Origin of the sequence: Actinomadura livida (assembly GCF_014648675.1) — a bacterium.
Lineage (GTDB): Bacteria > Actinomycetota > Actinomycetes > Streptosporangiales > Streptosporangiaceae > Spirillospora > Spirillospora livida.
Genome location: NZ_BMRO01000006.1, coordinates 141,560 through 159,831 on the forward strand (window position 1 = coordinate 141,560; position 18,272 = coordinate 159,831).

Annotated in this window: 17 protein-coding genes; 5 read left to right on the top strand and 12 right to left on the bottom strand. The window is 73.5% G+C overall.

Annotated features, from left to right (window positions below):
• The first annotated feature begins 17 nt into the window (after window positions 1-17).
• The gene (locus IEZ03_RS15920; protein ID WP_184883759.1) at window positions 18-836 is read left to right on the top strand and encodes an enoyl-CoA hydratase/isomerase family protein; all 819 of its coding nucleotides are present in this window, start codon (window positions 18-20) and stop codon (window positions 834-836) included.
• A 143-nt stretch (window positions 837-979) separates the two neighbouring features.
• Window positions 980-2,545 (top strand): long-chain-fatty-acid--CoA ligase, encoded by a 1,566-nt coding sequence (locus IEZ03_RS15925; RefSeq protein WP_184883757.1) that lies wholly within the window; start codon window positions 980-982, stop codon window positions 2,543-2,545.
• Between the two features lie 51 nt (window positions 2,546-2,596).
• Here IEZ03_RS15925 and IEZ03_RS15930 read toward each other — a convergent pair whose 3' ends face one another.
• Both IEZ03_RS15930 and IEZ03_RS15935 read right to left on the bottom strand, forming a co-directional pair.
• Complete coding sequence (locus IEZ03_RS15930) at window positions 2,597-3,673, bottom strand: aromatic ring-hydroxylating oxygenase subunit alpha (protein ID WP_184883755.1); 1,077 nt, start codon at window positions 3,671-3,673, stop codon at window positions 2,597-2,599.
• A gap of 85 nt (window positions 3,674-3,758) precedes the next feature.
• Complete coding sequence (locus IEZ03_RS15935; protein ID WP_184883753.1) at window positions 3,759-4,688, bottom strand: hypothetical protein; 930 nt, start codon at window positions 4,686-4,688, stop codon at window positions 3,759-3,761.
• A 101-nt stretch (window positions 4,689-4,789) separates the two neighbouring features.
• Between IEZ03_RS15935 and IEZ03_RS15940 the strand changes: the two genes are divergently transcribed.
• On the top strand, window positions 4,790-5,233 hold the full coding sequence (locus IEZ03_RS15940; protein ID WP_184883751.1) for a pyridoxamine 5'-phosphate oxidase family protein: 444 nt from the start codon (window positions 4,790-4,792) through the stop codon (window positions 5,231-5,233).
• Here the strand turns inward: IEZ03_RS15940 and IEZ03_RS15945 are convergent.
• The 8 genes from IEZ03_RS15945 to IEZ03_RS15980 form a co-directional block, all read right to left on the bottom strand.
• The gene (locus IEZ03_RS15945) at window positions 5,223-6,212 is read right to left on the bottom strand and encodes an LLM class F420-dependent oxidoreductase (RefSeq protein ID WP_184883749.1); all 990 of its coding nucleotides are present in this window, start codon (window positions 6,210-6,212) and stop codon (window positions 5,223-5,225) included. The two genes, IEZ03_RS15940 and IEZ03_RS15945, sit on opposite strands and share 11 nt — an antisense overlap.
• 4 nt (window positions 6,213-6,216) lie before the next feature.
• Window positions 6,217-6,993 carry an enoyl-CoA hydratase/isomerase family protein gene (locus IEZ03_RS15950; RefSeq protein ID WP_221480683.1) on the bottom strand — a complete coding sequence of 259 codons (777 nt, stop codon included), beginning with the start codon at window positions 6,991-6,993 and terminating at the stop codon, window positions 6,217-6,219.
• Between the two features lie 12 nt (window positions 6,994-7,005).
• Window positions 7,006-8,109: an acyl-CoA dehydrogenase family protein gene (locus IEZ03_RS15955; protein WP_184883747.1), complete on the bottom strand. Its 1,104-nt coding sequence runs from the start codon at window positions 8,107-8,109 to the stop codon at window positions 7,006-7,008.
• Window positions 8,106-9,170, bottom strand: a complete 1,065-nt coding sequence (locus IEZ03_RS15960; RefSeq protein WP_184883745.1) for an acyl-CoA dehydrogenase family protein — start codon at window positions 9,168-9,170, stop codon at window positions 8,106-8,108. Before IEZ03_RS15960 ends, IEZ03_RS15955 begins: the two co-directional genes overlap by 4 nt.
• Window positions 9,167-10,051 carry an enoyl-CoA hydratase/isomerase family protein gene (locus IEZ03_RS15965; RefSeq protein WP_184883743.1) on the bottom strand — a complete coding sequence of 295 codons (885 nt, stop codon included), beginning with the start codon at window positions 10,049-10,051 and terminating at the stop codon, window positions 9,167-9,169. The genes IEZ03_RS15960 and IEZ03_RS15965 overlap by 4 nt, the downstream gene beginning before the upstream one ends.
• Window positions 10,048-11,661, bottom strand: coding sequence for an AMP-binding protein (locus tag IEZ03_RS15970; RefSeq protein ID WP_184883741.1), 1,614 nt, complete (start codon window positions 11,659-11,661; stop codon window positions 10,048-10,050). The genes IEZ03_RS15965 and IEZ03_RS15970 overlap by 4 nt, the downstream gene beginning before the upstream one ends.
• A gap of 29 nt (window positions 11,662-11,690) precedes the next feature.
• Complete coding sequence (locus tag IEZ03_RS15975; protein WP_184883739.1) at window positions 11,691-13,286, bottom strand: AMP-binding protein; 1,596 nt, start codon at window positions 13,284-13,286, stop codon at window positions 11,691-11,693.
• A 201-nt stretch (window positions 13,287-13,487) separates the two neighbouring features.
• Window positions 13,488-14,642, bottom strand: a complete 1,155-nt coding sequence (locus tag IEZ03_RS15980) for an acyl-CoA dehydrogenase family protein (RefSeq protein ID WP_184883737.1) — start codon at window positions 14,640-14,642, stop codon at window positions 13,488-13,490.
• Window positions 14,643-14,779: 137 nt separating this feature from the next.
• Here IEZ03_RS15980 and IEZ03_RS15985 point away from each other — a divergent pair, with 137 nt between their 5' ends.
• Entirely contained in the window at window positions 14,780-15,667 is an 888-nt protein-coding gene (locus IEZ03_RS15985; protein ID WP_184883735.1) for a CoA transferase subunit A, read from the top strand.
• On the top strand, window positions 15,664-16,500 hold the full coding sequence (locus IEZ03_RS15990; protein ID WP_184883733.1) for a CoA-transferase subunit beta: 837 nt from the start codon (window positions 15,664-15,666) through the stop codon (window positions 16,498-16,500). Before IEZ03_RS15985 ends, IEZ03_RS15990 begins: the two co-directional genes overlap by 4 nt.
• A gap of 37 nt (window positions 16,501-16,537) precedes the next feature.
• Here the strand turns inward: IEZ03_RS15990 and IEZ03_RS15995 are convergent, their stop codons facing one another.
• Complete coding sequence (locus tag IEZ03_RS15995; RefSeq protein WP_184883731.1) at window positions 16,538-17,302, bottom strand: enoyl-CoA hydratase/isomerase family protein; 765 nt, start codon at window positions 17,300-17,302, stop codon at window positions 16,538-16,540.
• Window positions 17,303-17,396: 94 nt separating this feature from the next.
• Window positions 17,397-18,263, bottom strand: coding sequence for an SDR family NAD(P)-dependent oxidoreductase (locus tag IEZ03_RS16000; protein WP_221480682.1), 867 nt, complete (start codon window positions 18,261-18,263; stop codon window positions 17,397-17,399).
• Window positions 18,264-18,272 lie beyond the last annotated feature (9 nt).

An 18,272-nucleotide genomic window follows, 5' to 3' on the forward strand; every position in this document is an offset into this window, starting at 1 on the left:
TATACAGGGGATTGTCGGTGGCGGCGGCGGAGGCGGGGTGGCTTGTGATCGCGGAACCGCAGGTCGTCGTCGGCATCGATGGCTCGGTGGCGGAGCTGATCCTCAACCGGCCGCGCAGGCTGAACGCGATCACCGAAGAGATGCTGCTGGCCATCGAGGACGGCATCGACCTCATCGAGGCGCGGCGGTCGGTCAGGGCCCTCGTCGTCCGCGGCGAAGGCCGCGCCTTCTGCGCCGGCGCCGACCTGGCGGCGGCCGGGGCCCGGCTCGACGCCGCCGGTGAACTCGCGGGGCACGCCGCGATCTGGCGACGCGTCCTCCAACGGCTCGAATCGTCGCCCGTTCCCTCCATCGCGGCCGTGCACGGCGTCGCGGTGGCCGGCGGCCTCGAGCTGACGCTGGCGTGCGACATGGTCGCCATGGCCGCTGACGCGAGGATCGGCGACGGCCACGCGAAGTGGGGCCTGGTCCCCTCCGGAGGAGCGACCCAGCGGCTGCCCCGGACCACGGGGAAGCGGCACGCCTCGTGGCTGCTCTTCAGCGGCGAGCTCGTCGACGCCCGGGAGGCGCTGGCCATCGGCCTCGTGAACGCCGTCGTCCCTCCGGAAGAGCTGCTCGATCACGCACGCGGCATGGCCCGCACGATCGCCCGCCGGAGCCCGGCGGCCGTCGCGTCCATGAAGCGGGCGGTACGGGACGGGCTCGACGGGGCCGCCCTTGACGCGGGGCTCGAACTGGAATCCCGGCTTCTGCAAGAGCACCGGCACCGGCCCGACATGAAGATCGGGCAGACCGCGTTCACCTCCCGCTCGGATCCCCGCTTCCCCGACCGCTGACGCCTTCCAGCCCGCACGCACCACGACCCCGCACGCACCACGACCCCGCACGCACCACGACCCCGCACGCACCACGACATGGACCGCGCCCGAGCGCCGGGGCCGCGCGGCACCGGCTTCGGCACCGACATTGAGGAACGACCGTGCAAGAAGCGAACTTTCCCCGGCTGCTGATCCCCGTCGTCGAGCGCCAGCCCGACCGCCTCGCGGTGATCGGGGCGTACGACGGCGGCTACCGGGCCACCTACGCGGAGCACCTCGACCGGGTCCTGCGGCTCAAGGCGGCCTTCGGGCGCGAGCTGTCGCTCGCCAAGGACGACCGCTTCGCCGTCCTCGCCGGCAACAGCCACCGCTACCTCGAACTCTGGCACGCGGCGCTGTTCGGCGCCGGGGTGATCAACCCGCTGAACCCCCGGCTGGCCGCGGCGGAGCTGGAGTTCATCCTGCGGGACTCGCGCACGCGGGTCATCTTCGCCGACAGCGAGCACGCACCGGTGGCGGAGCGCCTCCGGTCGACCACCGGCATCGAGAAGGTCGTCCTGCTCGACGACGGCGACCTCCCGCACGACATGCGCTACGAGGATCTCCTCTCCGCGCACGCCCCCGCGGCCGCGGACGAGCCGGACGAGGACGACGTGGTCGTGCTCATGTACACCGGCGGCACGACCGGGACCCCCAAGGGGGTGCTCCTCCAGCAGCGGGCCCAGGTCTCGACGATCTACCACATGGACTTCATGTACCGGTACTTCAGCCACGACGACGTGTGCCTGCTCAACACCCCGATGTTCCACGTCGCCGGCTGCCTGGGGACCATGGGCACACCGGCGGCGGGGAACGTGGCCCTCATCCAGAGGTCGTTCGACCCGGCGAGCACCATCGCCGCGGTGGAGGAGCACGAGGTCACCCTCCTCGGCCTCGTCCCCACCATGCTCTCCATGCTGCTCACCCACCCGGACTTCACGCCCGAGAAGTTCCGCACCGTGCGCGGCGTCGCCTACGGCGGGTCCCCGATGCCCGAGGCGCTGATCCGGCGGGTGCTGGAGGTCTTCCCGGGCGCGGAGCTCTTCCAGGTGTACGGAATGACGGAGATGGCGGCCGTCCTGACGTGCCTGCGCACCGCGGACCACCGCGGGGAGCGCGCGCGGTCCGCCGGGCGGGCGCTTCCGGGGGTGCGCGTCGAGGTGCGCGACCCCGAGTCGGGGCGCCCGGTGCCGCGGGGCGGGGTCGGCGAGGTGGTCGCCCGCTCCGGCAGCGCGATGCTCGGCTACTGGGAGCGGCCGGAGGAGACCGGCCGCGCGTTCCGGGACGGCTGGTACCGCACCGGCGACATGGGCTACCTGGACGACGACGGCTACCTGTTCCTCACCGACCGGCTCAAGGACATGATCATCTCCGGTGGCGAGAACGTGTACTCGACGGAGGTCGAGAACGTCCTGGCGAGCCATCCCGCCGTGCAGCAGGTGGCCGTGATCGGCGTCCCGTCGGAGGCGTGGGGGGAGGCGGTCCACGCCGTGGTGGTCGTACGGGACGGCCACGAGGTGACCGAGGAGGAGCTGATCGGGCACGCGCGCGAGCGGCTTGCCGGGTACAAGGTGCCCAAGTCCGTGGAGCTGCGCACCGAGCCGCTGCCGATGTCGGCGGCGCTCAAGGTGCTCAAGCGCGAGCTGCGCGAGGAGTACCGGGCCAGGGAAAAGTCCACGCGGAAGTGAGAAGCGTGGCCCCGGGCTCTGCCCGGGGCCACGCTCGTGGGGGCTGCCTCGTCAGGTGAGGTTGTGCTCGTACTCGGGGACGACGAAGGAGCCGGGCTTGCGGACGTCCCCCTCGATCGTCTTCCCGTCGACGTACGGCGCGTCGGAGTAGAACTGCTTCGACCACCGCCGGAACCGCCCGTAGTACAGGTCCTCGCCGCCGGCGAACGGGGGGTGCTCCACGTAGCGCTGGTTCTCCCAGATCGCGAAGTCCCGGCGGATCTGGACGTTCTGGAACTCGATCATCTTCTTCGCCCGGCCCGTCGGCTCGTCCGAGTCGCTGCCCGGCTCGCGGGTCACCGAGATCGTGCAGAAGATCTGGGAGTGCTCCCTGTCGACGGGGGTCGTCGCGGTCAGCTGGTTGTTGACCATGTCGTCGATGTGGAACCGGGCGTTGGACAGGCCCAGTCCCCAGGCCTCCGTCTCCGTCTCGCCGTCGACCGGGCCGTTCGGGGTCAGCCAGGTCGCGGGACGCCCGTACCCGAACCAGTAGCCGATGCGGGTGTGCAGGTAGTGCTTCTCCTCCTTCCAGAGGAGCGGCCGGCCGGGCTGGCCGGCGCCGTGCACGACGGGGAAGTGGAAGTAGTCGGGGGTGTTCTCGACCGGCGACTGCACGACGATCCGGCGGATGCCGACGTGGTCGGCGCCGTAGGGGTAGATCGGATAGTTGTTCACCTGGTCGCCGAACTCCGGTATGCCCGGCCACTCCCAGAACGGCTCGCGGCCGAACGCGTCGTACCAGGTCAGGATGATCCCCTGCACCTCGCGCGTCTGCCGGCGGCCGAGCCCGACCCGGCGGGTCGCCGCGGGCGCGTAGGGGATCTCGTGCAGCTCGCCGTCGGCGGTGAACCGCCAGTCGTGGAACGGGCAGGCGATGCACTCCCCGCGGACCCTGCCGCCGTGGCCCAGGTGGGCGCCCAGGTGCGGGCAGTGCGCGTCCAGCAGCGAGACCTCACCGCCCTCGGTGCGGAAGAGGACGAGGTCCTCGTCGAAGTACTTGACCGGACGCACATCGCCCGGCGCCAGTTCCTCGGAGTACCCGATCTGGTACCACCCGGTCGGGAAGACGTCGTAGGGCCAATCCTTCATCAGCGGGCTCCGATCGCGTTGATACCAACTAACTGGTTGGTTAAGTGAAACAAGCGGGGAGGCGGCGAGTCAAGCGGGACCGCGCTCAGTCCCAGGGGTCGGGCAGCCCGGGCACCGGCTCCGGCCGCTCGGGGCCGGGCACGCGGGCGACGTGCTCGAGCAGCCCGAAGCCGGTCCTCCCGGCCCGCACGAAGTCGAACGGCGTGTACCCGACCCTGACCCACGTGTCCGAGCCGCCGCCGGGCCGCAGGAACGCCACGTGCTGGTAGCCCTCCGAATGCCGCGGCGCACCGGTGACCACGGTCGCCGCCCCCAGCTCACACGTGACGTCCCACGGGACGCCGCGCTCCGGGCCCGCCACCCGGATCTCCCGGACGTCCAGCCGCTTCATCGCGTTGTGAAGCTGGAGCGCCGCCAGCCGCCCGTCCGCCACCGCCTCGGTGCGGGCGGCGTAGAGGCCGGAGTCGTCCTGGAACACCGCGTGGACGCGCGATCCGGCGCGGACGGCGGTGCTCGCGAACGGGCTCCGGCTCGACCACGCCTGGCCTGAGACCCGGTGGATCACACTGCCCACCGCGAGGGTGCCGGTGAGGCGGTGGGCCTGGGCGGTCACCGGCGTCCCGCCTGCGGTCGCGTCCCCGAGCCGCGCCGGCGGCGCCAGCGGTGCCAGCGCGACGTCGAGGCGCAGGGGGATCCGGCCCGCCCGCCGGGGCCGCTCGGTCCCGCCCAGTTCCACGGGCTCGCCCGCTTCCCGGGCGGCGACCGCGATCCGCAGCGCGGAGCGGCCGGCGGCCTCCGCGGACGACATGTCGAAGTCGTGCCGGCCGCCGTCCGGTCCCGTTTCGGACCACAAGGTCTGGCCGGAGTCCAGGAAGGCCACCACCCGGGCCGTCCGGGTCCGCCCCTCCCCGCGGACGGACACCGAGATCACCGCGCCCGGGTCCGCGCACACGAACACCCAGTCGCGGTGCGGGGCGGCGGTCTCCGGTTCTGCGGGCGGGGCATCATGCAGCATGCGGGCCAGGTTACCAACTAACCGGTTGGCTGGCTACAATGCTCCGGAGCCGTACCGCCCGCCGGGGCGGCGGCCGCACCCGACGAGGAGGGGACCACGCCATGGGCATCTCACTCAGCCCCGAGGAACGTCAGGAGCTGTTCGGCACGCATGGCGAAGCCGTCCTGGCCACGACGGCTCCGAGCGGGGCCCCGCTGCCGCTGCCCGTCTGGTACGTCGTGCTGGACGGCGAGATCTTCGTCAGGACGCCGAGCCGCGCCAAGAGGCTGCGTCACATCGCGAAGGACCCGACCGTCGGCTTCCTCGTACACGACGGCGTTCGGTGGAGCGAACTCCGCGGAGTACTGCACACGGCGAACGCGGAGTTCGTCTCCGACGCCGGCACGGTGGCCGAGGTCGAGCGGGCGCTGGCCGAGCGGTTCGCCGAAAGGCTGCCGCCGCCGCTCCCCGGTCCGGTGGCCGAGCGGTACGACGACTCGGTGGTCCTGCGCGTGGTGCCGCTGCGGGAGCCGGTCTCCTGGGACAACCGCAAGATCAGGGTCTAGTCCCCGGACGGGGCCCGAGCGCGAGGGCCCGGCGCCGCACGGCGGCCGGATCGGTGCCGATCACCGACACCACCGGCACCGTGACGCCGGCGTCGGTGTACGCCGCGATCCCCGCCCGGACGTCCTCCTCGGTGCCGGTGAGGAACAGCTCGTCGATCACCGCGTCCGGCACGGCGGCCACGGCGGCGCGCCGGTCGCCCGCCCGCCAGGCCCGCCACATCGGCTCCAGCGCGGGCCCGCGGCCGAGCCAGCGGTGGTAGGCGCCGTAGACGCCGGTGCTCAGGTAGGCCGCCACGAGCGGCCGCGCCAGGTCGCGGGCCGCGCCGGGGTCCTCGGCGCAGACGGTGAAGAGACGCCCCACGACCTCGGCCCCGGGGTTCGCGTCGAGCACGAAGGGGAGCACGGTGCGCACGTCGTCGGCGCTCAGCCAGTTGAGGATCACGCCGTCGCCCTCCGCGCCGGCCAGCCGCAGCATGCGCTCCCGGAGCGCGGCGACCAGGATCCGGGGCCGGTGCGGTGGCGTCCGCCCCAGGCGGAACCCGTCGATGCGGATGGTGTCCGATTCGAACGTGACCCGCTCGCCCTCGAAGGCCCGCCGCAGGAACCGGATCGTGTCGCGCATCCTGCCGTAGGGCCGCTCGAACTCCGCGCCGTGCCACCGGGTGACCATGTTCTCGCTCGACGTGCCGATGCCGAGGCGGATCGGCGCGGCGCTCAGCTCGGCGAGGCCGAGCGCCTGCATCGCCAGCAGCGCGGGGCTGCGGGTGAAGACGCCGGCGATCGACGTCCCGACCCGGAGCCCGGGCCGGGACAGGGCCGCCACCGTCAGCGGGGCGAACGCGTCCGCGGCGGTCAGCTCGCTCGTCCAGACGTCGGTGTACCCCGCCGCGGCCACGTCCGCCAGGATGCCGGGCAGCTCGCCGAGGGGCTCCTCGCCGATCGGGAGGGTGAGCCCGATCCGCCTTGGTCCGGCCCCCACTCGCTCAGTCCCCCGCCCAGCGCGGCGCCCGCCGCTCGGCGAAGGCGCGGGGGCCCTCGGCCGAGTCCGGGTGCCGCCAGTGATCCATGATCGCCTGCCAGCCCTCCTCCATCGACGTCCGCAGGAGCTTCGCCTCCAGCGACCGCAGGGCCTTGCGAGTGGCCGCGACGGCAGCCGGCGAGTTCGCCGCCACCAGAGCGGCCAGCTGGCGTGCGCGCGGGAGCAGGTCCGCGTCGGGGACGACCTCGCTGACCAGGTCGCACGCCAGCGCCCCGGCCGCGTCCAGCCGCTCGCTTCGGCCGAGGAGGGCCAGGCGCAGCAGTCGCGGGATGGGAACGCGGAGCGCCAGCGAGACCGGCTCGAGCGCGCTCACCTGCCCCACCGAGACGTGCGGGTCGACGAACGCCGCGGACTCCGCGGCGATCACGATGTCCGCGTCCGCCACGAAGTGCAGGCCGCCTCCGGCGCAGATCCCGTTGACGGCCACGATCACCGGCACGTCCAGGTGCGGTCCGGGCAGGAACGCCAGCTCGTCGTCCACGCCGGCTCCCCGTGGCCTGCGCTCGCCCTCCAGATCGCCCACGTCCGCTCCGGAGCAGAACGCGCGCCCGGTCCCGGTGAGGACCACGGCGCGGACCGACCGGTCCCGCGCGGTGCCGCGCCACAGTTCGGTCAGCTCACCGGTCATCGCCCGGTCGAACGCGTTCATCCGGTCCGGGCGGTTCAGTGCCACGTGCAGGACGGGCCCGTCGGCGTGCACCGCGATGGTCTCGTAGCTCAATGTCGTGCCCCTTCAGCGGTTCCGCGGCAGCCCCAGCACGCGCTCGCCGATGATGTCGCGCTGGATCTCCGACGTCCCGCCGTAGATCGTGGCGCCGAGCGACTCGATGCGGTCCTCGATCAGCTGCGGGTCGGTGAGCCCGGCGGGGCCCGCCGCCTCCATCGCGAAGCGCGTGGCCCGCTGCGCGGTCTCCGACCCGAACGCCTTGAGGACGAGGAACTCCGGGGCCTCCCGGCCGGCCATCCGCTCGAAGACGCTGCGGAGCCCGGTGAACCGGATCGCCTCGGAGTCGGCCAGGAGGCGGCCGAGCGCGGTGAGTTGCTCGTCGTCGAGCGCGCCGCTCCGGAGCAGGGGGTCCACGGCCTGCTCGATCTCCAGCCAGTTGCCGACCCAGATCATGTCGCGCTCGTGCTCCAGGCTCTCCGACGCGACGCGCCAGCCCTCGTTGAGCGGACCGAGGAGGTTCTCGGCCGGGATCCTGACCTCGTCCAGGAACACCTCGCAGAACGCGTCGACCGATTCGGCCGCCCGCGGGATCGGCCGGATGTCGACGCCCGGGGAGTGGAGGTCGAGGATGAGGCACGAGATGCCCGCGTGCCGGCGGGCGTCGGGGTCGGTCCGCGCGTAGAGCGTGGCCCAGCGGGACTGGTGGGCCTGGGTCGTCCAGATCTTGGCGCCCGTGACGACGAAGTCCGCCCCCTCCCGCCGCGCCTGGGTCCGCATGGAGGCCAGGTCCGAGCCGGAGCCCGGCTCGGACATGCCGAGCGCCCACCATTCGTCGCCGCGCAGCACGGGCCGCAGGAGCCGGTCCCGCTGCTGCGGCGTGCCGAATCGGCGCAGGCCCGGCGCGACCACGCCGACGCCCTGGACGTTGTGGATCCGCGGGACCCGGCGCCGGGCGCCCTCGATCCGCACCGAGAGGGCGTCGCCCGGCGCGAGCGAGCGGCCGCCGAGGCCCGGCTCCCAGTCCGGCACCAGCCAGCCCGCTTCGAACTGGGCGACCTGGAAGTCGGTGCGGAGCCGGTCGTCGTGCCGGTAGTGGTCGACGCGCTCGGCGTAGTCGCCGGGCAGCACGCCGGCGAGGAAGTCGGCGTACTCGGCCAGGACGTCGCTCATGCGGGCACCCCCCGCCGCGCCGCCACGGCCCGCCGGTAGCAGGCGGCCGCCGAGCCGAGGAACGGCGCGGTCTGCTGGGCCCGCCGGAAGAACAGGTGCGCGTCCGACTCGAAGGTCATCCCCATCGCGCCGAGCACCTGTACGAGAGCGCGGGAGGCGTCGACCGCCGCCTCCGACGCCGCCGCCTTCGCCAGCAGCGACAGCTCGGTCCCCGAGGACGCGGACGGCCCCGCGAGGGCGACGGCCGCCGCGCGGGTGAGGGAGCGCGCGCGCTCCACCGCGATGTACACGTCGGCGAGCCGGTGCTTCACCGCCTGGAACGCGCCGATCTTCCTGCCGAACTGCTCGCGGTCGAGCGCGTGGCGCACGGCCCGGTCCAGCGCGCCCGCCGCCGTGCCGGTCAGGTCCGCCGCGAGGGCCGTGCGGGCGGGCGCCAGCACGGCGTCGAGCGGCCGCGGGTCGTCCGCGTGCGACAGGGGCGGCACCTCCCCCGCATCGAAGACGGCCACGGGCCGGCTCGGGTCCACGTGCCGGTGTTCCTCGGCCGGTCCGAGGTCCGCGGTGTCGAACTGCGCGACGGTCACCCCCCGCTCGCGCGGCACCACGACGGTGAGCCGCTCGGCGAGGACGCCGTCGAGGACGACCAGGCGCCCGGCGACGGGGCCGTCCGCCACCGCGAGCGCGGCCGGACGCGCGGGCTCCAGCGGAAGCGCCCCGGCCCGCGCCAGCGTCTGCAGCGACATCACCGTGGCCAGCAGCGGCGCGGAGACGAGCACCTCCCCCGCGGCCTCGAGCAGCGCGGCCGTGTCCACGAGCGTGCCGAGGCCGCCCGCGGACTCGGGCAGTCCGATGGACGGGTACTCGGCGCCGGACACCGCGGTCCAGGCGCCCTCGGGCTGCGATCCGCCGTCGAAGCACGCGCGGACGGCCTCCAGCGGGAACCCGCCCGCGAACTGGCGGCGCACCGTCTCGGCCAGCTCACGCCGCTCGTCGGTGAGGACCAGGTCGCGCCAGGAGTCGAGCGTGCTCCCCGACCACCGCTCCTCCGCCGCCGCGCTCATGGACTCACCTCGGTGGACGCGCCGGACCGGTCGCGGCGTCCGCTCGCGAGCCGCTCGGCCAGTGCGTCCATGGCGGCGTGGGTGTCCGGATGGTCGAACAGCACGAGGTGGCTCGCGTACTCCGCTTGCAGCTGGTCCGTCATGCCGCCGGCGAACGAGGCGCGGAGCAGCCGCTTGGCGGCCAGGACGCCGAGCGGCGGCATGGCGGCGATCCGGGCCGCCAGCTCCATGGCGCGCTCCAGCAGCTCCTCGTCGGGCACCACCCGGGAGACCAGCTTCAGCTCGCGCGCCTCGGACGCGTCCAGCAGGCGCCCGGTGAACAGCAGCTCCGCGGCGGCGGACAGGCCGACGATGCGCGGGAGCAGCAGGCTGATGCCGAGCTCGGGCGAGAGCCCGATCGGGGCGAACCCGGTGCCGAGCCGCGCCGAGGCCCCGGCGATGAGCACGTCGTGGAGCAGCGCGACGCCGAAGCCGCCGCCGACGGCGGGCCCGTTGACCGCCGCGATCGTCGGCTTCTCCAGGGCCCACATCCGCTCGGTCCAGCGCCCGGCGTTCCCGAGCCGGTCGGCGCTCCGCTGCCGCTCGGTGAGCGGCGGCAGTCCCGTCTCGCCTCCGATGCGGTCCCCGGACAGCAGCTCGCGGGCGGGCGGCCGCGCGCCGCCCGCCAGCTCCGCGGCGTCGGCGCCCACGCAGAAGCTGTCGCCGGCACCGGTCGTGACGACCACGTGGACGTCGTCGTCGTCCGCCGCCTCGCCGAAGGCCGCCGCGAGGTCGCGGAGGATCGTCCCGCCGATGGCGTTGTGGCGGTGCGGGCGGTTCAGCCGCACCAGCATCACGTGGCCGTGCCGCTCGACGAGCACGTCCCCGTCCGGCGCCGTCATGCCGAGGCCCCCTCGGGCCGGCGGTCGTGGCGGCTCGCGACGAGCCCGAGCCCGGGCAGGTCCCACATGGCGCCGGTGACGCCCTCGTCCCGCAGGACGTGCTTCATCACGCGGCTCAGCGCGTTCACCGGGAGCTCGGCCCGGACGTCGACGTACCGGGGCACGGCGAAGTAGGGGACCTCCCAGCGGATGAACTCGAAGAAGCCCTCGGGCGTCAGCTCCGCGCCCTCCTCCAGGACGATGCTCGCCTTGATCTCCTCGTCGCCCACGGCCGCCGGGACTCCGGACACGGCGACGTCCTTGACGGCGGGGTGCCGCCGGATGGTGTTCTCCAGGGCGAGGGCGGAGACGTTCTCGCCGCGGCGGCGCAGGACGTCCTTCTTCCGGTCCACGAACGTCAAGCAGCCGTTGGCGTCCATCCGCCCGTGGTCGCCCGTGTGGTGCCAGAGGTTGCGCCAGGTCTCGGTGGTGGTCTCGGGCTTGTTCCAGTAGCCCGCGTACATCGCGTTGGGCACCTTGGGCCGGACGACGATCTCCCCGGCCTCGCCGAGCGGCACCTCGTTGTCGGCGTCGTCCACGATGCGCACCTCCAGGAGGGGCGAGACGAGTCCCGACGTCGCCCGGTCCCGGAAGCCGTCGGGCGCGCTGTTGGTGATCGGCACGCACTCGGTCTGCCCGTAGCCCTCGGACATCACGGGTGTGCCGAAGCGCTCCTCGAAGGCGCGCTGCTCGGGCTCCCCCAGCGGGACCCACACCGCGAGACGGAACCGGTGGGCGGCGTCGTCGGGCCGCGGCGGCTGCGCCAGCAGCATGTGGGCCATCGGCCCGACCCCGACGAGCATGGTGGCGCCGTCGGCCGCCGCCTCGGCGATGAACGTCGAGGCGTGGAACTCCGGTGCGATGCTGATGGTCGCGTCGTTCACCAGCGCCGACATGAAGGCGACCATCTGCCCGCTGGTGTGGAACATCGGGAAGCCGGTGAACATCCGGTCCCCTGGGACGACCCATCCGCGCAACCCGTAGGCCCTCCCGACCGCCACGTAGTAGCCGGAGCCGAGCATGCAGCCCTTCGCGGCGGCGGTCGTGCCGGACGTGTACATGATCGCGAGCAGGTCGCCCGGCGCGGACGCGTGCTCCGGCCTGCCGCGTCCGGACAGCAGCTCGCCGTACGGCAGCGTCCCCGGCTGCGGCTCGTCCACCAGCACGGTGTGCCGGATGCCGGTCGCGCCGAGCAGGCCGCGCGCGGCGTCGTAGCCGCCCTCGTCCGTCACCAGGACCGACGCGCCGCAGTCGTTGAGCTGGTAAGTGAGGAAGTCGCCCTTCAGGTAGTAGTTGAGCGGGACCTGGACCACGCCGGCCTTGGCGGCGGCCAGCATGATCTCGACGGTCTCGATGCAGTTGGGCAGGAGGGTGGCGACCATGTCCCCCGGCCCGATGCCCAGGCGGGAGAAGCCCGCCGCCAGCCGGTCGGTGCGGTCGTCGAGCTCGGCGAAGGTGAGCCATCCCGAGCCGCAGCGGACGAACGGGCCGTCCGGCTCCGCTTCGAGCCGCCGCCGGAACTCCGCGTCGACCGTCGTCCGCGTCAAGGCCGCCGCACCGTAGTCGTCCACGGTCACTCCCTGGTCTCCTGCCCGATCGCTCACCGGCGCGAGCTCTTGTCGATGGTCAGCCCCAAGTCCTGGAAGTCCAGCGTGCGGGGCGCGTTCCAGGCCTCGCGGAGCTTGTGCTTCTGGACGCGGCCCATGGCGTTGACGGGCAGCCCGTCCATCACCTCGACGTACCGCGGCACGGCGTAGTACGGGAGGTTCTCGCGGAAGTACTCGAACAGCTCCTCCGGAGCCGGGTCGGCGCCCGGCTCGAACACCAGGCACGCCTTGATCTCGTCCTCGGACAGCTCGGACGGCGCCGCGTGGACCGCCGCCTGGGCGATGCCGGGGTGCCGGACGATCGCCGCCTCCAGCTCGACCGAGGACACGTTCTCCCCCCGCCTGCGGAGGGCGTCCTTCTTCCGGTCGACGAAGTGGAGCGTGCCCTCCTCGTCGAAACTGCCGAGGTCGCCCGTGTGGTGCCACAGGTTCCGCCAGGCGTCCATCGTGGCGGCCTCATTGCGCCAGTAGCCGGAGAAGATCGAGTACGGTTCGAGCGGCCGCACGACGATCTCCCCCACCTCGCCGGCCGGCAGCACGTTGTCGCCGTCGTCGACGACCTGGACGTCCAGCCAGGGCAGCGCCTTGCCGCAGCTGGGGCGGTCCCGGCCCTCCCGGACGCCGTCCATCGTGGCGGGCAGGACCTCGGTCTGGCCGTAGCCCTCGGCCAGCACGTGCACGCCGAACCGGCGTTCGAATTCGTGCTGGGGTCCGGGCGCCATCGGGATGAAGACGGCCCGCTCCAGCTCGTGGTCCCTGTCCCCCTCACTGGGAGGTGCGGCCAGGAGCGCCGCCCCGATGGCCCCGACGGCCCACAACTGGGTGGCGCCGACCTCCCGGGCGCGGGCGATCAGGGTCGAGGCGCGGAACTCGGGCTCGAAGGCCACCCGGCACTCCGCCACGAGCGCGTCCATCAGGGCGCTCAGACCGAAGCCGTGGTAGAGCGGCAGGGTGGTGATCGAGGTGTCCGACGGCTTGAACCACCCGAACCTCATGTGCGCCTTGGGCATGTGCAGGAAATAGCCCTGGTTGATCATGCAGCCCTTGGGCAGCCCGGTCGTCCCCGAGGTGTAGAGGATGCTGAGCAGCGAGTCCGGGCCCGGTTCGGGCCACGTCCGCTCCGGCGCCAGGGCGAGGTCCTGGAACGCGACGACGTCGGCGCCGGTGCCGGTATCGCTGCCGGTGCCGTCGAGCGCCACGACCCGGATGTCCATCCCCGAGTCCGACACCAGCCGGGTCGCCATGTCGAACGCGGCGGCGTCCACGACCAGGACGCCCGGGTCGGCGTCGGCCAGCTGGTAGCGGAGGAACTCGCCCTTCAGGAACACGTTCAGCGGTACCTGGACCGCACCGAGCTCGGCGCACGCGAAGAACAGGTCGATCGCCTCGGGCCTGTTCTGCATGATCGACGCGACCCGGTCGCCGGGCGAGACGCCGAGTCCGTGCAGGCCCGCCGCCAGGCGGCGGGCGCGGTCCTGGACCTCGGCGACCGTCGTCCAGCCGCCGCCGGCCGCGGCCAGATGGGCGTCCGGGTCCGCCGCGACGCGCGCGGCCAGTTGTGCGGGGATCGTCGTGACCTCGTCAGCCACCGCATCCTCCTCTGCCAACCGGTTGGTTGGGTAACCCTAACCCAGATCCCCGGCCCCGCCAAGAGTCAGCCGGGCCGACTTCGCCGCCACCTGCAAGATCACCCTCACTTCGACCATCGAAGGCAATGGTCGACCGACTAGTCGGCTGGAATCTTGCGCGGCGTGGAAGTGACGCAGGACGACAAGGAGCGGTCTCGGGCGTCAGTACGAGCGCGGCAGGCCCAGCGAGTGCTGGGTGACGTGGTTGAGCACCATCTCCCGGCTCACCGGGGCCGACCTCATCAGCCGGGTGAGTCCCCACAGGTCGCCGATGCCGTACTCGCTGGCGAAGGCGTTGCCGCCGTGGACCTGGACGGCCTGGTCGAAGGCGGCGAGCGCCGTGTCGGCGGCGGCGAGCTTGGCCACGGCGGCCGCTTCGCCGACCTCGGGCAGCCGGCGGTCGAACAGCCAGGCCGCCTTGTGGGTCATCAGGCGGGCGAGTTCGAGCCGGATCTTCACCTCCGCCAGCGGATGGGCGACGCCCTGGTGCGCGCCGATGGGCCGGCCCCAGACGTTCCGCTCCCGCGCGTAGCCGACCGCCTTGCCGATGAAGTAGCGGCTGAGCCCGTTGGCCTGTGCCGCGACGTTCACCCGCTCCGGGTTGAGTCCCGAGAACACCTGCCGCAGCCCCTGGTCGGGGACGCCGCCGACCAGCCGTTCGCGCGGGACCGCCACGTCGTCCAGGTAGACCGAGAACTGCTGGTCCGGCTCCTTGATCTCCATCGGGATCGGCCGGTACTCCAGCCCCTCGGCGCCCGTGTCGACGATGAACATCGTCAGCAGGCCGCGGCCGCGGTCGTCGGTGCCGGTACGGGCCACCACGAGGACCGCGTCGGCGACGTCCATGTTCGTGATGTACTGCTTGGCGCCCTTGAGCACCCAGCCGGCACCGTCCCGCCGGGCCGTGGTCGAGAGGTTCGGCGCGTTCGAGCCGGCTTCGGACTCGGTGATCGCGAAGGCCATCTTGACGGTGCCGGCGGCGAGGCCGGGCAGCCAGCGCTCCTTCTGCTCCTCGGTGCCGAACTCGTCGATGATCGGCCCGCACATGCCCGCGACGATCAGGTGGATCAGCGGGCACCCCTGGGCGGCCAGTTCCTCGATCACGATCGCCGTCTCGTGGACGCCCCCGCCGCCCCCGCCGTACCTCTCGGGCAGGTTGACGGCGCCGAACCCGCTGTCGAAGACCGCGGCCCACAACTCGTCGGCGAACCGCTTCTCCCGCGCGCAGGCGGCGAAGTACCCGTGCCCGAACGCCGCGCCGATCGAGGCCACCGCCTCGCGGATCGCCGAATGCTCGGCCGTCTCCTGGAAGTCCATCGCCCGCCCCTGTTGACCGGTGTGCAGCCTCGGGGATACTTTGCCAGCCAACTGGTCGGTTGGGAAGAGGTGACGCCGATGTCTCCGCGGGACGTCTCGCCGCGGCGCGCACGACCGCCCGGCGCGGAGGACGGCGGGTGATCGAGAAGCTCACCTCGGCCGAGCGGGCGATGCGTCTCGTGCGGGACGGGGACGTGGTCGGCCTCCAGTCGGGGCCGACGCAGTGCGCGCCGATGGCCCTGGTGCGGGAGCTGATCCGCGGCGGCGCCCGCGACCTGCACATCGTGACCCTGAGCGGCGGCATCGCCCTGGACTGGCTGGTCGCGGCGGGCGGCGTCGGCCGGGTCACGTTCGCGGCGGCCACGATGGAGCACTTCGGCATGTGCCGGCGGTTCCGCCGGGCGGTCGAGGCCGGCGCCGTCGGCGTGGAGGAGCTGTCGGAGACCGCCCTCCTGGCCCGGCTGGGCGCCGCCGCCCGGGGGCTGCCGTTCCTGCCCACGGCCGGGATGATCGGAACCGACCTGCTGCGCGTGGGCAATCCCGCGGTGAAGGTCGTCCCCGATCCGTTCGGCGGGCCGCCGGTGGTGGCGTGCGCCGCCCTGCACCCCGACGTCGCGCTCCTGCACGCGCACCGCGCCGACCGGTTCGGCAACGTCGCCGTGGACCCGGGCCCCCGCCACCCCATGACGGCGCTCCTCCCCCGGGCGGCGCGGCGCGTGGTCGTCACCGCCGAGGAGATCGTCGACACCGGCGTGCTCCGGGAGGCCCCCGAGCGGACCGTCCTCCCCGCCTTCCTGGTGGACGCCGTCGTCGAGGCGCCGTACGGCGCCCATCCGACCTCGCTCTTCCCGGCGTACGACTACGACGAGGAGTTCATCCGGTCCTGGGCGGCCGCCAGCGGCGACGAGGCGGGCGCCGCGCGGTTCCTCGACCGCGTCGTCCGCGGCGCGGCGACGCACGGCGACTACGTCGCGATGATCGGGCCCGAGCGCCTCGCCGGCCTCACCCGGGGCGGCGCGCGATGAGCGGCCGGGCGGACGGCAGCGCCGCCCCGGCCGACGGCCCCGCGGACGACTACACCGTCGACGAGCTGATGGTGTGCGTGCTCGCCGCCTGCTTCCAGGACGGCGACCAGGTGCTCAACGGCCTCTCGTCGTTCATCCCGGTCTGCGCGATCAAGCTGGCGCGCCGGACCCACGCGCCGGACCTGGTGTGGATCGCCGGCGGCTCGGGGGTCTCCCCGCGCTCGCCGCGCCTGACGGCCTCGACCTTCGAGTGGCCGCTGTGGCGGGACTCGGTGATGTACGTCGACGTCGCCACCGAGTTGTGGGACTGGGTGGCCGACGAGCGGCTGCTGCGGACGTTCTGCGCGGGCGCCGCCCAGATCGACGCCCACGGCAACGCGAACAACAGCGTCATCGGGTCCTTCGACCGGCCGCGGGTGCGGCTGCCCGGCACCGCGGGCCTGGGGGACATGGGGTCCCTCTCGAAGCGGATCGTCTACTGGGTGGCCGACCACTCTCCGCGCACGCTCGTCGAGCGGGTGGACTTCCGCTCCGCGGCCGGCTACCTGGGCGGCGGGGGCGAACGCGCGCGGCTCGGGCTCGGCGGCGGCCCGGAGCTGGTCGTCACGAACCTGGCGGTGCTCGATTTCGCGCCGGTGTCCGAGCGGATGCGGCTGCGCTCGGTGCATCCCGGCGTGACCGTCGAGCAGGTGCTCGCCGCCACCGGGTTCGAACCGGTCCTCCCGGCGGAGGTCGCCGCGACGGCGGTGCCGACCGTCCGGCAGGTGGACCTCATCCGGCGCGTCATCGATCCGGAGGGCTACCGCAGGCGGGGCTTCCGCTCGCCCGCCTGACCCGCCCGCCGGGCCTTCCGCGACCCGCTCAGGGGTCTCAGCGGCCGCGGAAGGCGGGCGGCCGCTTGGCGGCGAAGGCGGCGAAGGCCTCCGCGACGTCCTCGGACGCCGACGCGATGGCCGCTCCGGCCGCCTCCGCCTCGAGCTGGTCGTCGAACCCGTTCGTGGACGAGGCGTCGAGGAGCCTCTTGGCCAGCCGCTGGGCGATCGGCGGACCGTCCGCGAGGGTGCGGGCCAGCGACTCCGCCGCGGCCTGGAGCTCGGCGGCGGGCACGACCTGGGCGGCGATCCCGAGGGCGAGCGCCTCGGCGGCGCCGACCGGCTCACCGGTGAGCACCAGCCGCTTCGCGGCCTGCCGCCCGACGATGCGGGGCAGCAGCCAGGAACTCCCGAAGTCCGGCACCAGGCCGCGCTTCACGAAGACCTGGCAGAAGGTGGCGCTGTCGGCGGCCACCACGATGTCGCAGCCCAGCGCGATGCTCATCCCCGCGCCGTACGCGGGCCCGTTGACCGCCGCCACGATCGGCTGCGGCAGCCGGTGCAGCGCGCGGGCGGCCTCGTTGATCCGGCCCATGAGCGCCAGGGTCGACTCGTCCGGCACGGCCTCGGCCAGCTGGGCGCCGGCGCAGAACGCGGTACCCGCGCCCGTCAGGAGCACCGCGCGGTCCGACGGCGTCCGCGCGATCCGGGTCAGCTCGGCGCCGAGAAGCTCGAACTCCTCGGGGGTCAGGGCGTTGCGCCGCTCGGGCGCGTTGAGGACGATGCGGACCAGGCCGCCGTCCCGATCGACGTCCACGCTCATGCCGCACCACCGCGGGCCCGGGGCGTCGCCTCGTGGTCGATGGTCATGCGGGGACCTCCTTGCTCGGTCGTCGTCCCGGCGGGCGTGCGCCCGGTCATCGGGGCAGCTCGACTGCCTGCGAGGGGATGCTCCACGACGTCGTGTCCATGATCGTCCCGAGGTTCGCGGCGACGTCCTCGACCGTCGCGCCGGGATTGGTGTAGCCGTCGGTCAGCGCGATGAAGTTGCGGGCGAACCGGCCCGCGACCGCGTGGAAGATCTCGCCGGTCACGGCGCACGACTCGTGGCACAGGTAGGCGACCATCGGGGCGACCCGGTCGGGCGACATCTCCTCGTGGAGGTCCTCGGGCAGCATCCCGGCCGTCATCGCGGTCGCGGCCCCCGGGGACACGAGGTTCACCTTGATCCCGTAGCGCGCGCCCTCCACGGCGAGCGTGCGCCCCAAGCCCACCATGGCCGCTTTGGCAGAGGCGTAGTTGGCCTGGCCGAGGTTGCCGAACAGCCCCGCCACCGAGGTCGTCATAACGACACGACCGTACCCCTGGTCCCGGAAGACGCCCCACGCCGCCTGGGTGAGGTCGAAGGTCCCGTGGAAGTGCACGTCGAGGACGTCTTTGAGCTCCTGGTCGTTCATCTTGAGGAAGGAGCGGTCGCGGACGACGCCGGCGTTGTTCACCACGATGTCGAGGCGGCCGAACGCGTGCAGTGCCGTCGTGACCGCCCCGGCGGCGGCTCCCGGCTCGGCCACGGACGCGTTGTGGGCGACCGCCGTGCCTCCCGCGGCCTCGATCTCCTCGACCAGGACCGCCGCGGGGGCGCGGCCGCTGCCGTCCGCGCGGTCGATGTCGTTCACCACGACCTTGGCTCCGCGCGCCGCGAGCAGCCGCGCGTGCGCCCGGCCGAGACCGCCGCCGGCGCCGGTCACGATCGCCACCCGGTCGTCGAACCGCAGTTCCGTCATCACTCACCC

Coding starts and splice junctions, on each gene's coding strand:
- IEZ03_RS15930 (WP_184883755.1), bottom strand. CDS start 3,673: ATGAAGGATTGGCCCTACGACGTCTTCCCGACCGGGTGGTACCAGATC.
- IEZ03_RS16000 (WP_221480682.1), bottom strand. CDS start 18,263: ATGACGGAACTGCGGTTCGACGACCGGGTGGCGATCGTGACCGGCGCC.
- IEZ03_RS15995 (WP_184883731.1), bottom strand. CDS start 17,302: ATGAGCGTGGACGTCGATCGGGACGGCGGCCTGGTCCGCATCGTCCTC.
- IEZ03_RS15940 (WP_184883751.1), top strand. CDS start 4,790: ATGGGCATCTCACTCAGCCCCGAGGAACGTCAGGAGCTGTTCGGCACG.
- IEZ03_RS15990 (WP_184883733.1), top strand. CDS start 15,664: ATGAGCGGCCGGGCGGACGGCAGCGCCGCCCCGGCCGACGGCCCCGCG.
- IEZ03_RS15960 (WP_184883745.1), bottom strand. CDS start 9,170: ATGAGCGCGGCGGCGGAGGAGCGGTGGTCGGGGAGCACGCTCGACTCC.
- IEZ03_RS15980 (WP_184883737.1), bottom strand. CDS start 14,642: ATGGACTTCCAGGAGACGGCCGAGCATTCGGCGATCCGCGAGGCGGTG.
- IEZ03_RS15965 (WP_184883743.1), bottom strand. CDS start 10,051: ATGACGGCGCCGGACGGGGACGTGCTCGTCGAGCGGCACGGCCACGTG.
- IEZ03_RS15955 (WP_184883747.1), bottom strand. CDS start 8,109: ATGAGCGACGTCCTGGCCGAGTACGCCGACTTCCTCGCCGGCGTGCTG.
- IEZ03_RS15935 (WP_184883753.1), bottom strand. CDS start 4,688: ATGCTGCATGATGCCCCGCCCGCAGAACCGGAGACCGCCGCCCCGCAC.